8 protein-coding genes are annotated in these 12,532 nt (G+C 72.5%); 3 read left to right on the top strand and 5 right to left on the bottom strand.

The features are described 5' to 3' along the window. Window positions 1-63: 63 nt before the first annotated feature. Both ACZ303_RS10220 and ACZ303_RS10225 read right to left on the bottom strand, forming a co-directional pair. On the bottom strand, window positions 64-2,970 hold the full coding sequence (locus ACZ303_RS10220) for a putative bifunctional diguanylate cyclase/phosphodiesterase (protein WP_467337456.1): 2,907 nt from the start codon (window positions 2,968-2,970) through the stop codon (window positions 64-66). 313 nt (window positions 2,971-3,283) lie between these two features. Then, window positions 3,284-4,246: a 2-hydroxyacid dehydrogenase gene (locus ACZ303_RS10225; RefSeq protein ID WP_467337081.1), complete on the bottom strand. Its 963-nt coding sequence runs from the start codon at window positions 4,244-4,246 to the stop codon at window positions 3,284-3,286. A gap of 73 nt (window positions 4,247-4,319) precedes the next feature. On the opposite strand from ACZ303_RS10225, the gene ACZ303_RS10230 reads away from it, so the two are divergent. The 3 genes from ACZ303_RS10230 to ACZ303_RS10240 all read left to right on the top strand — a co-directional run bounded on the left by ACZ303_RS10230 (window position 4,320) and on the right by ACZ303_RS10240 (window position 7,014). Continuing rightward, window positions 4,320-5,312, top strand: a complete 993-nt coding sequence (locus ACZ303_RS10230; RefSeq protein ID WP_467337083.1) for an aldo/keto reductase — start codon at window positions 4,320-4,322, stop codon at window positions 5,310-5,312. A 254-nt stretch (window positions 5,313-5,566) separates the two neighbouring features. Further along, window positions 5,567-6,757, top strand: a complete 1,191-nt coding sequence (locus ACZ303_RS10235) for a PQQ-dependent sugar dehydrogenase (RefSeq protein ID WP_467337085.1) — start codon at window positions 5,567-5,569, stop codon at window positions 6,755-6,757. A 92-nt stretch (window positions 6,758-6,849) separates the two neighbouring features. Beyond that, entirely contained in the window at window positions 6,850-7,014 is a 165-nt protein-coding gene (locus tag ACZ303_RS10240) for a DUF6191 domain-containing protein (protein ID WP_467337087.1), read from the top strand. A 21-nt stretch (window positions 7,015-7,035) separates the two neighbouring features. Here the strand turns inward: ACZ303_RS10240 and ACZ303_RS10245 are convergent, their stop codons facing one another. From ACZ303_RS10245 to ACZ303_RS10255, 3 genes are all read right to left on the bottom strand, one after another. Beyond that, entirely contained in the window at window positions 7,036-9,270 is a 2,235-nt protein-coding gene (locus tag ACZ303_RS10245) for an MMPL family transporter (RefSeq protein WP_467337089.1), read from the bottom strand. A 208-nt stretch (window positions 9,271-9,478) separates the two neighbouring features. Next, window positions 9,479-11,629, bottom strand: coding sequence for a phosphocholine-specific phospholipase C (locus tag ACZ303_RS10250; protein WP_467337458.1), 2,151 nt, complete (start codon window positions 11,627-11,629; stop codon window positions 9,479-9,481). A gap of 232 nt (window positions 11,630-11,861) precedes the next feature. Continuing rightward, on the bottom strand, window positions 11,862-12,443 hold the full coding sequence (locus ACZ303_RS10255) for an AMIN-like domain-containing (lipo)protein (protein ID WP_467337091.1): 582 nt from the start codon (window positions 12,441-12,443) through the stop codon (window positions 11,862-11,864). Between the last annotated feature and the right edge of the window lie 89 nt (window positions 12,444-12,532).

The following is a 12,532-nucleotide window of genomic DNA, read 5'->3' on the forward strand; positions in this document are numbered from 1 at the left end:
CTTTCCAAGTACGAGAATTCGGGTGCGCATGGCTCTGACCCTCCACCCGGCGCACATGGAGTGTCAAGTGGGTGGGACGGGCGTCTCATTATTTGAACGCAATGGAGCATGGGCAAGCGATCCGGCGCCGCCTCCGGACCCCGAACGGACGCTCGACGGCAGCCCGGCCTTGACCGGCAGCACACCGCCGACCAGCACGTTCGTGCCGCTCGCGGCCGCGCCGGGCACCGGATAGGCACCCAGGTCGAGGGTGTGGCGCAGGCGATGCTCGTCGAGGGGTCCGGAGAACGCCGCGCCCAGTCCGTGGGTGCACCCCATGGCCCGCAGGGCGAGCGCCTGCTCGTACGCGTCGACGCCGTCGGCCACGGACTGCATGCCGAGGTCGGTGGCGATCCGCAGCAGCCCGGCGGTGATCTTGTGCAGCCGGGCGGACTCGACCACGCCGTCGACCAGCCCGCGGTCGAGCTTGAGTGTATCGATGGGCAGCCGGCGCAGGGCGCTGATCGCGGCATAGCCGCTGCCGAAGCCGTCCAGGGCGATCCGTACGCCCAGTCGGCGCAGGGCCACGAGCCGCCGCTCCAGCTCGTCCAGCGGCACCCGGGGGTCGCTTCCGGACAGCTCCAGGACGAGCGAGCCGGAGGGCAGGCCGTGCCGGATCAACAGCCCTTCGAGGTACTTGGGCGGCAGCGACTTGTCCATCAGGCGGGTGGCGGACAGGCGTACGTACACGGGCGCGGAGTGGCCCGCGCGGCAGCGCTGGGCGGCCTGCTCGACGGTCTTCTCGATCGTCCAGCGGCCCAGCTCGGCGGCGCGCGCGCCCTCGTCGCCGCGCTCGCTCTCGGCCACCCGGAGGTACTCGGCGGGGGTGAACAGTATCCCCTGGGTCGAGCGCCAGCGGGGCTGGGCGGCGACGGCGGTGATCAGGCCGGTCTCCAGCTCCACGATCGGCTGGTGGAGCAGTGCGAACTCGCCTTCGTGCAGGGCGGTGCGCAGCCGCGTGGCCAGCTCGGCGCGGCGCACCACGTCGGCCTGCATCTGCGGGGCGTAGAGCTCGACGCGGCCCTTTCCGGCCTGCTTCGCGCGGTACATCGCGAGGTCGGCGTTGCGCATCAGGGCGCCGGGGGTGATGCCGGGCTCGGCGAAGGCGACGCCGATGCTGGCGGCGACGCGGACCTCGGTGCCTCCTTCCACGCGGTAGGGCTGGGAGAGGGTGAGCCGCAGCCGGTCGGCGATCTCGTGGATGCGGTACTCGCGGGCGGCGGGGTCGCGGGTGCCGTCACCGATGATGAGCGCGGCGAATTCGTCGCCGCCGAACCGGGCGGTGCTGTCACCGGCCCGTACCGAGTCCTGGAGCCGGCGGGCCGCCTGGACCAGCAGCTCGTCGCCCGCCTGGTGGCCGACGCTGTCGTTCACCGCCTTGAAGCCGTCGAGGTCGATGAAGAGCACGGCCGTGCCGGCGTCGGTCGCTCTGCGGCCGGTGAGGGCCTGCTGGACGCGCTTGGTGAACAGGGCCCGGTTGGGCAGGTCGGTGAGCGGGTCGTGCTCGGCGGTGTGCTGGAGCTGGGCCTGGAGCCGGACCCGCTCGGTGACGTCCCGGCTGTTGAAGATGAGGCCGCCGTGGTGGCGGTTGACGGTGGACTCGACATTGAGCCAGTCGCCGTCGCCGGACCGGAAGCGGCATTCGATCCGGGTGGTCGGCTCCTCGGCGGGTGGCGCGGCGAGGAAGCGCCGGACCTCGTGGACGACCCTGCCCAGGTCCTCCGGGTGGATCAGCGAGGCCAGTTCGGAGCCGACGAGGTCCTCCGCCTCGCGGCCGTAGACACCGGCGGCGGCGGGGCTGACGTAGCGCAGTATGCCGGTGGGCGCGGCGATCATGATGACGTCGCTGGAGCCCTGCACCAGGGAGCGGAAGTGGTTCTCCTTCTGGGCCAGTTCCTGGGTGAGGGAGATGTTGTCGAGCAGCATGATGCCCTGGCGGATGACCAGGGCCAGGACGACCGTGCAGCCGGTGAAGAGCACGACGCGGTCGACGCGGTGGCCGTCCAGGACGTTGTAGAGGATGCCCAGGGTGCAGACGGCGGCGGCGAGATACGGGGTGAGGGCGGCCAGCGAGCCGGCGATGGGCCGGCTGGGGTGGTGCGGGTGGTGGACGGCGCGGCCGGACTTGGCGGAGTCGTCCTCCTTCTCACGGGCCACCCAGGGGGCGTACGCCATCAGCATGTAGCCCGCGAACCAGCCGGCGTCGAGGATCTGGCCGGAGCGGTACTGCTCGCGCAGCAGGGGTGAGGTGAACAGGGCGTCGCACAGGACGGTCAGGGCGAGCGCCGCGATGGCGGTGTTGATGGCGGAGCGGTTGGCGGTCGAGCGCCGGAAGTGCAGGGCCAGCACCATGGACACCAGGGCGATGTCCAACAGGGGGTAGGCCAGGTTGAGCGCGGCCTGGGCGACGGTCTCGCCCTGGAAGTGGGCGGTGTGCGCGAGGGCCAGGCTCCAGGAGAGCGTCAGCAGCGAGCCGCCGGTCAGCCAGGCGTCGAGGGCCAGGCAGACCCAGCCGGCGCGGGTGACGGGCCGGCGGGCGAGGACCAGCAGGCCGATGATGGCCGGCGGCGCGAAGAGCAGGAAGCAGAAGTCGGCCGGGGACGGGCTGGGGACCTCGCCGCCGAGAACGACCTCGTACCAGCCCCAGATGGTGTTGCCGAGGCCGGCCATGGCGGAGGAGACCGCGAACAGCAGCCAGGCGAGCCGGAACCGGGTCTTGCGCGTGCGTCCGTACCAGAAGCAGGAGACGGCGGCGAGGGCGGCGGCGCCGCCGAGGCCGAAGTCGCTCATGGCCTTGGCCAGCTCCTTGGAGCCCCAGCCGAGGGCGGCGCCTGTCGCATAGCCACCGCACACGAGGGCGAGCAGCATCTGGGACGCGAGCTGGGGTCCGCCGGCGGGCCGGCGGGGCAGCGCCGCTCCGGGGGCGCTCACCGCGCCGCCGTCCCGGTCGAGGGCCCACCCCGGGGCCCGGTCCAGGAGCGCCTCTGCCGTGGGAGCGGGATCGCCGCACAGCGATGCCCTGGTCGGTGCGTGAGCCGCGTCGGGTTGATCGTCCATTGGCCGTGCATCGCCCGTCGCCCCCCTCGAGTTCCGGTACTTCGCTGCGGCCGTACGGTGCGCGGCCCAGCCCCCGTCGGGACGATACACCAGAGTCGTCACTCAGGGACATAGCTCATATACGTAGCGTAATCGCCGAGGGCGTTATGGACACTCAGTGCAGTCGAACGGTACCTCTACGTGGTAACTAGGGTGCGGCGACTACGACATTTTGCAGGGGCGCGTCCAGGGCGAATCTGGCCAGTTGATCGTGCAGCAGTCGCTTGGCGCGGGGCAGGAAAGCCGAAGAAGGTCCACCCACATGGGGGGTGATGAGCGCTCCCGGCGCACTCCACAAGGGGTGTCCGGCGGGCAGCGGTTCGGGGTCGGTGACGTCGAGGGCCGCGCGCAGCCGGCCGCTCTCCAGCTCGGCCAGGAGGGCCTTGGTGTCCACGATGGCGCCGCGCGCGATGTTGACCAGCAGTGCGCCGTCCCTCATCCGGGCGAGGAACCCCTCGTCGACGAGACCGCGGGTGTCCTCCGTGAGCGGCGTCGCGAGGATCACCACATCGGCGTCGGGCAGCAGACCGGGCAGGTCGCCGATCCCGTGGACGGGACCGTGGTCGCTCTCGCGCGGGGTGCGCGCGACGCGCGCGACCCGCGCGCACTCAAAGGGCGCGAGCCGGTCCTCGATGGCGCGGCCGATCGAGCCGTAGCCGACGATGAGCACGGACTTGTCCGCGAGCGCGGGCCGGAAACCCTGTCGCCACTCCTGCGCGTCCTGCGCCCTGACGAACCCGGGGATGTCCCGCAGCGAGGCGAGCGTGAGGGCCAGGGCCAGCTCGGCGGTGCTCGCGTCGTGCAGGCCACGGGCGTTGCACAGCAGGGTGCCGCTCGGCAGCAGGGACAGGGACGGCAGGATGTGGTCGAGACCGGCGGTGAGGGTCTGCACGACGCGCAGGCCGGTCATGGCCGCCAGGGGGCGCACGCACACATCGGAGCGGGTGACGTACGGGGGGACGTAGAAGGCGCAGCGCGCGGGGTCGGTGGGGTAGTCCGGTTCGCCGTTCCAACAGGCGTACTCCAGGTTCGCGGGGAGCCCTTCGATCTCCTCGGGTGGGATGGGCAGCCAGACCAGGGGGCGGGCAAAACCGCTGTCATCTGCATTCATGCCTGGAGGCTATGCGAAGCGGGCCGGCCGGCAGAGGTTAGTTTGGGGGCGAGGAACGGGAGGGGTACGGCCGGTGGAGCGCAGGACAATCGGTGCGACGGCGCTCGAAGTCGGGGCGATCGGCCTGGGGTGCATGCCCATGCACTGGGGATACACGGCCTCCCAGCAGAGCGGCGAGGGCGCGCTGCGCACGGTGCACGCGGCGCTGGACGCCGGTACGAGCCTGCTGGACACCGCCGACATGTACGGGCCGTTCACCAATGAGCTGCTGGTGGGGCGGGTGTTGCGGGAGCGGCGCTCGGAGGCTTTCGTGTCGACGAAGTGCGGGCTGCTGGTGGGCGAGCAGCATGTGGTCGCCAACGGGCGGCCGGGCTATGTGAAGCGGGCCTGCGACGCGTCGCTGCGGCGGCTCCAGACGGATGTCATCGACCTCTACCAGCTGCACCGGCCCGATCCGGAGGTGCCGGTGGAGGAGACCTGGGGGGCGATGGCGGAGCTGGTCTCCGCGGGCAAGGTGCGGGCGCTGGGCTGGTGCGCGATCGGGGCGCGGGCGCAGCGCCGCTCGCGGGCCGGGCTGTACGACGCGACGATCCGCCAGCTGGAGCGCGTGCAGCAGGTCTTCCCGGTGAGCTGTGTGCAGGCGGAGTTGTCGGTCTGGTCGCGGGAGGCGCTGACGTCGCTGGTGCCGTGGTGTTCCTCGCGCGGGGTCGGGCTGCTGGCGGCGATGCCCCTGGGGAATGGTTTCCTCAGTGGCACGCTCACGCCGGGCCAGGGCTTCGAACCGGCCGACCTGCGGGCCCGGCATCCGCGGTTCACGGCGGAGATGATGGCCGCCAACCAGCCGATCGTGGCCGGGCTGCGGCGGGTGGCGCGGCGCCGTGGCGCGACGGCCGCGCAGGTCGCCCTGGCGTGGGTGCTGGCGCAGGGGCGGCATGTGGTGCCGGTGCCGGGCACGAAGAAGGACCGATGGGCGGTGGAGAACGCGGGCGCGGCCCAACTGCGGCTGACACCCGAGGACTTCGCGGAGATAGCCACGCTGCCGAGGGCGATGGGGTCGTGGGAGTGACGGGGCCCGGGTAGGGAGCGGTGCGCGCGAGGGGTTCGTACGGCACCGAGCCGGCCTGGGCGTTCTCCTACGGCGGGACCGCCGCCGCGAGAGGTTCGTACCGACGGCTCGGGCGACCGGCCCGTACGAACCGGTCGCGTATGAGGCCCGCCCCGTACGGCGGGTCGGGTGCCGGTGGGCGTGTATAAGGAACAGAGCCGCGCCGCAGCGCCCCCGGCCGGCCCGCGCCCCGCTTCCGGCGAGAGGATCGAACCATGCGACGCGTGACACGCCCCCGCGTCCCCGCCCGCGCCGGCCGGGCCGTCACGGCCGTGCTGGCCGCGTCCGTGCTCCTGGCGGTGGCGGGTTGCTCCGACGACGAGGGTTTTCCGGGCGAGGGGCCGCGGTCGGGGCCGGCGAGCGGGCCGTCCGCCTCCGCCGGTCCCTCGACGCCGGCGCCCGCCGCGCCCGCCAAGGGCTCGGTGAAGGTCGTCCGCACCCTCACCACCAAGCTCTCCTCGCCGTGGGGCGTGGCGGCGCTGCCCGACGGCGACCTGCTGGTGGGCTCGCGCGACACCGGGAAGATCATCCGGGTGTCGGTCAAGGACGGCGCGCAGAGCGAGGTCGGATCCGTTCCGGGCGTCGCGGCCGGCGGCGAGGGCGGACTGCTGGGCCTGGCCGTCTCCCCCGACTTCCGCTCCGACCACCTGCTGTACGCGTACTTCACCACCGACGACGACAACCGCGTCGCCCGCATGCGCTACGACGACCGCAAGCCCGCGGGTCAGCGGCTCGGTGCGCCGGACTCCATCTTCCGGGACATCCCCCGGGGCACCGTCCACAACGGCGGGCGGATCGCCTTCGGCCCGGACGGGATGCTCTACGTGGGGACGGGCGAGAGCGGTGAGCGCGGTCTGGCCCAGAACGCGGAATCCCTCGGCGGAAAGATCCTCCGGATGACCCCCGACGGCCGCCCCGCGCCCCGCAACCCGGGCACCGAATCGGTGATCTACTCCTGGGGCCACCGCAACGTCCAGGGCCTGGCGTGGGACGCGGACAAGCGGCTGTGGGCCACGGAGTTCGGCCAGGACACCTACGACGAGCTGAACCTCATCGAGCCGGGCAGCAACTACGGCTGGCCGAGCGTGGAGGGCAAGAGCGGCAGGCCCGGCTACCAGGACCCCGTCGAGCAGTGGAAGACCGCCGATGCCTCCCCCAGCGGCCTCGCCTACGCCAAGGGCTCGCTGTGGGTGGCGGGGCTGCGGGGCGAGCGGCTGTGGCGGGTCCCGCTGCGGGGCGCGAAGCCGGTCGCCCCGCCGCAGGCGTTCCTGACCGGTGAGTACGGGCGGCTGCGTACGGTCGTCGCCACGGGCGACGGCGGGCTGTGGGTGACGACGAGCAATACGGACGGCCGTGGCAAGCCGGGCGCGGACGACGACCGGATCCTGCGGCTGGAGGTCCGCTGAGACGGGGACGGGCCGACGCTTCCGATCGCGCTTACCGGGTTCGTACGCCCGTCCCCGTACACTGGAATGTCAGTGCCGCGACGGGAGTTGAGATGTTCAACCTGATGGAGGAACTGTTCGCGCCGGGCCGTAAGCACACCGAGGACGAGCGCAACCGCCTGGAGCTGGTCCGTGACGACATCGGCGACGCCGACCCCGGGAACGGCCCGATAGACCTCGACTCGGGCCATGTCGTCATACGGCCCCGGCAGGGCTGAACGCCCTCTCCCGGGGCCCGGTCAGGGAGCCCTGGAGGCACCGACCAGCAGCACCTCGGACTCCTCCTTCGGCAGCCGTACGGGGATCACCACGGGCTCGACCGGGGCGACCGGCTCCGCCGGCGGTTCGATGCTGATGCGCGGCAGCAGCCGCTCCAGCCGGGCCGGGAGCCACCAGTTCGCGCTGCCCAGCATGTGCATCAGGGCCGGGACCAGCAGCGTGCGCAGGACGAAGGCGTCCAGGGCGACGGCGGAGGCCAGGCCGATGCCGAACATCGCGATGACGCGGTCGCCGCTGAGCACGAAGGCCAGGAAGACCGAGATCATGATGACGGCCGCGGAGTTGATGACGCGGCTGGTCTCGGCCAGGCCCACCCGTACCGCCCGGGTGTTGTCGCGGGTGGCCAGCCACTCCTCGTACATCCGGCTCACCAGGAAGACCTGGTAGTCCATGGAGAGGCCGAAGAGGACCGAGACCATCACGACGGGCAGGAAGGGCTCGATGGGGCCGGCGGCGCCGAGGCCCAGGGATTCGCTGCCCCAGCCCCACTGGAAGATCGCGACGATCACGCCGAAGGAGGAGGCGACCGCGGCGATGTTCATCACCGCCGCCTTCAGGGGGATGCCGATGCTGCGGAAGGCCAGGAGCAGCAGCAGGCAGCCCAGACCCACCACCGTGCCGACGAACAGCGGCAGCTTGCCGAGGATCATGCTCGCGAAGTCGTCGTAGCTCGCGGTCAGGCCGCCGACCCGCACGTCCACGCCCGTGCCGTCGGTGGCCTTGGGCAGGACGGTGCCGCGCAGCCGTTCGACGAGGTCGCTGGTGGCGCCGGACTGCGGTGAGGTGGTGGGGACGACGGTGATCACGCCGGTGTCGCCGCTGCCGTTGACCGTCGAGGGGGTGACGGAGGCGATGCCCTCGGTGTGGCGCAGGGTGTCGGGGAGGCGGTTGAAGGCGAGGCGGTCGGCGGCGCTGTCGAGGTCGGCGACGAGGGTGAGGGGGCCGTTGACGCCGGGGCCGAAGCCCTTGCCGAGCATGTCGTACGCCTGGCGGGTGGTGGAGGTCGCCGGGTTGTTGCCCTGGTCGGAGGTGCCCAGGTGGAGGGAGAGCGTGGGCAGGGCGAGGACGAGCATGACGGCCGCGGCCACCGTGCCCAGCAGCTTGGGGTGGCGCTCGACGAACGCCGACCAGCGGGCGGCGAGCCCGGTCGGTGCCTCCGGGCGCGGGCCGCGCTCGGCGAGGCCGCGGCGCTCGCGGCGGCTGAGCGCCCGGTGGCCGATCACGCCGAGCAGCGCGGGCAGGAGGGTGACGGAGGCGGCGACGGTGAGGACGACGGTGAGCGAGGCGGCTATCGCGACGCCGTTGAGGAAGCTGAGCCGCAGGATGAGCATGCCGAGCAGCGCCACGCAGACGGTGCCGCCCGCGAAGACGACGGCGCGCCCGGTGGTGGCGACGGCCCGTTCGGCCGCTTCCTGCACGGACAGTCCGGCCCGCAGGCCCTTGCGGTGCCGGGTGACGATGAACAGCGCGTAGTCGATGCCCACGCCCAGGCCGATGAGGGTGCCCAGCATGGGCGCGAAGTCGGCGACCGTCATGAGGTGGCCGAGCAGGACGGTGCCCATGGCGGCCGTGCCGACGCCGACGAGTGCGGTGGCGATGGGCAGCAGGCTGGCGGCGAGCGAGCCGAAGACGACGAAGAGCACCACCGCCGCCACGAGGACGCCGATGATCTCGCTGAGGTGGCCGCTCTTGCCCTCGGTGGTGGCGATGGAGCTGCCGCCGAGCGCGACCTGGAGGTCGTCGGTCGCGGCGCTCCGCGCGGTCTCGACGACCTTCTTGACCTGGGCCTTGTCCGGGTCGCCGCCGTCGGCGGCGAAGGTCAGGGAGGCGTAGGCGGTGTGTCCGTCGGGGCTGACGCGGGACGCGCCGTCGGCGCCGTAGGGGCCGCTGACGCCGGTGACTCCGGGGAGGTCCGCGACCTGGCGCAGCACGGCGGTCATGCGCTGCTCGACGTCGTCGGCGCGCACGGTGCCGGAGGCGGTGTGCCAGACGATGCTGTCGTCGCCGCCACCGCCGGGGAACGCCTTCTGGAGGAGGGCGGTCGCGTGGGCGGATTCGGTGCCCGGTACGCCGTAGTCGTTGGAGTAGGCGGAGCCGGCGACGGTGGCGGCCGCGCCGGTGCCCAGGAGGGCGACGAGCCACAGCACGATCACGGCGGAACGGCGGCGCAGGCACCACCGGGCGAGTGAGGTCAAGATCCCTGCTTCCGGGATATCGCGTCGGGCTCGCCGGGAGATGACCCGTGGCTTCCGAGCGCTTGAACTACTGGGCGGAAGGCCCCGTCGACACGCGGGATGCGGGTGGGACCTCTGTTGACCCACTGTGGCAGGGGAAAAAGATCCTTTGTCCCTTTTGTGGTTTAGGCCACACAGGGGAAGGATTCACCCGGGGGACGGATGATGTTCAGCCGCTGACCGACTCCCCGCCGTTCTCGATGTGCCCCATCAGCCGCCGCTTGAAGGTCCGGTCCTCCGCGACGCCGACCAGGAGGTCGTACCAGCCCTCCGCCCGGCCCGCCGCGTGCGGCAGGGTCCGTGTCGCGCCGGGGGCGAGGGTGACGGTACGGGGTCGCCCGGTGCCGTATCCGTGGACGGCCAGGGTGACGGTCAGACTCGTACGCCCCCGGTTGACCAGGGTGAGGTGCAGCTCGCGCTCGCCGGCGTCGAGGCGGGTGGCCAGGCGCAGACCGGCGGCGGCGCCCCGGGCCGTGCCCTCGAACTCGCGCCGGAAGCCGTTGGGGCCGGTCACGGTGAAGGCGTACGCACCCTTCCTCACCGGTACGTCCCAGGTGGCGCCGGTCTGCACGTCGCGGTGGCGCGGCGTGGCGTACTCCCCCGCGTACGGATAGAGCGCGAAGTGCGCGCTGGAGCGGCCCCCATTGCGCAGCCGCAGCCGGAAGAGCTCACCGGTGAGCTCGCCGTCCGCGTCGGGCTGGTAGGGCAGCGGGCGCGCCGGGCGGGTGCCCGGCTCCTGGAGTGGCATGTGCTGCTCGGCGGGCGGCCTGGGGTTCCACCGCTCGGTGAAGGGCGGCACGGCGCCCGGCTTCGCCACCGAGGGCGGGCGGCGGCCGCGGGTGAAGTCGAAGGCGCTGGTCAGGTCGCCGCAGACGGTCCGCCGCCAGGAGCTGATGTTGGGCTCGCGGACGCCGTGGCGGCGCTCCAGGAAGCGGGTGATCGAGGTGTGGTCGAAGACCTCGGAGCAGACGTAGCCGCCCAGCGACCAGGGCGAGACGACGAGCATGGGCACCCGGATGCCGAGGCCCACCGGTCGGCCCTGCCAGAACTCGCCCTCGGTGCCGGCCGGGGGCACGGGCGGCGGCACGTGGTCGAAGAAGCCGTCGTTCTCGTCGTAGGTGATGAACAGCGCCGTGTGCCGCCAGACCTCGGGGTTGCGGCCCAGCGCGTCGAGGACCTTGTAGACGATGGAGGCGCTGGCCACGGGCGAGGACGAGCCGGGGTGCTCGGAGTCGGCGGCCGAGGGGACGAGGTAGGAGACCTCCGGCAGCGTGCCGGCGGCCACGTCCGCGGCGAACGCGGTCGCCAGGGAGCCGGGCTCGCCCCGGCGCAGGGCGCGCCGGTAGAGGGTGCGCTCGGTGTCGGTGAGCGCGGCGACGCCCTCGTCGAGGAGGGCCAGCAGGCGCTTGCGGCCCGCCTCGTCGGCGGCGGCCACCTTCTCGTGGAAGGCGGTCATGGTGCGCACGCCGCCGACCTTGGCGAGGGCCTTGCGGGCGACGGCCTTGAAGGTCGCGAAGAACTCCAGGTTGTTGTCGGTGAAGTTGTCCCACTCCTGGTAGACCTGCCAGCCGACGCCCGCCTTCTGGAGGCGCTCGGCGTAGGTGGTCCAGGTGTAGCCGGGATGGGTGTCCTCGGCGTACGCGTCGTTGCCGACGGCCCGCTCGCCGCCCGCGCCGGGCTCGAAGCCGGTCCAGCCGCTGACCAGGTGGTTGCGGTTGGGGCTGGTGGAGGAGTGGATCGAGGAGTGGTAGGCGTCGCAGACGGTGAAGGTGTCGGCGAGCTCGTGGTGCAGGGGGACGTCGGCGCGGTCGTAGTGGGCCATGGTGGCGGGCGTCTTGGCGGCGATCCAGCCGTCCATCCAGCCGTCGCGCCATGCCTTGGCGCCGCCGTTCCAGCTGTGGTCGAGGGCGCCGATGTACTGGAGGTCCTTGTGCTGGGCGGCCGCCGCGGCACGCACCCCGAAGGGGAGGACGGGGCCGGAGGGGCCGGGCTGCTCGAAGACGGTGCCGCCGCCGGGCAGCCGGACGGCATTGCGGTCGCCGAAGCCGCGTACGCCGCGGAGCGTGCCGAAGTAGTGATCGAAGGAACGATTCTCCTGCATGAGGACCACGACGTGCCGGATGTCGGCGAGACCCTCGCGCGCGCTCTTCGGAGCGGCGCCACCGGCCGCGATCACCTTCCGGAGGGACGGCGGCAGCAACGAGCCGGCCGCGGCGAGCGCGGCGGCGCCGGCGCTGCCACCGAGCGCGAGGGCGCGCCTGCGGGATACCGCTCCGCCGCCCGTCCCGCCGCCCGGCGTCTCCTCGTCCGCGCGCGGAATCCCGTGTGCCACGATCGGCCTCCCAGTCGACGGCCCACGGTCCGGATCACTCCATGGGTACCCGCGGGACGGTAGTGGCGGCGGGTGGCCGAGGGAAGTCCCCCGGCCGACCCGGCGGTGAACAGCCGCCGGTCGCACGCGTCATGTCACCTCAGTCGCGTACAACGCTCCGATCGCGTACGTCTCTCCGAACGCGTCTGTCGCTGCCGTCGCGTACGTCGCTCCCGTCGCGTCAGCGGGTCGACTGCCAGCTGTGCGCGACGTCGACGACGACGCGGTCGCCCCACTGGAAGACCCGGAACGGCAGCTTCCCGCGCACGCCCAGTCCGATCTGGGTGTCACCCTCGAAACTGCTGGCGTAGCGGGTGTCCTGGAACGTCCGGTAGCCGCTGAGGTTCACGCCCGGCAGCGGCTGTCCGGCGCGCCCGGGATAGGTGGGCTTGCCGGTGTACGGGTCGTAGCTGGGCGCGGCCACGCGGACCTCCAGGATGGCCGCGCCGCCGACCGGAATCGGGTCCCCCGAGCCGTCCTGGTACAGCGTGTCGACATAGCTGACGCGGTAGCCGATCGGGCGGCCGCCGGTGGTCCTGACATCGAAGACCATGCGGTCGTAGCACTCGTGCTGCCCGGTCCTGATGCCGGTCAGCGGCTTGTACGCGGTGTCCGTGCTCGCCTTGGGGAGGCTCCCCCAGCCGGCGTCACAGCTCGCCGTGAGCGCGGTTTCCGTGTCGAGCGCCGTCGCCGGGACCACCGTCGCGGTCAGTCCGGCGCCCGCCAGCACGAGCGCGGCCAGCGCTCTGCTCCACCGTCGCATAACTACCCCCAGACATCGAGTACGAGCACCCTGTGGGCCCGCACCGTGCGATCATGCCGGACCGTTTCCACAGCCGGGATGCATACGGG

The sequence above is a fragment of the Streptomyces sp. NPDC023527 genome, assembly GCF_055560115.1.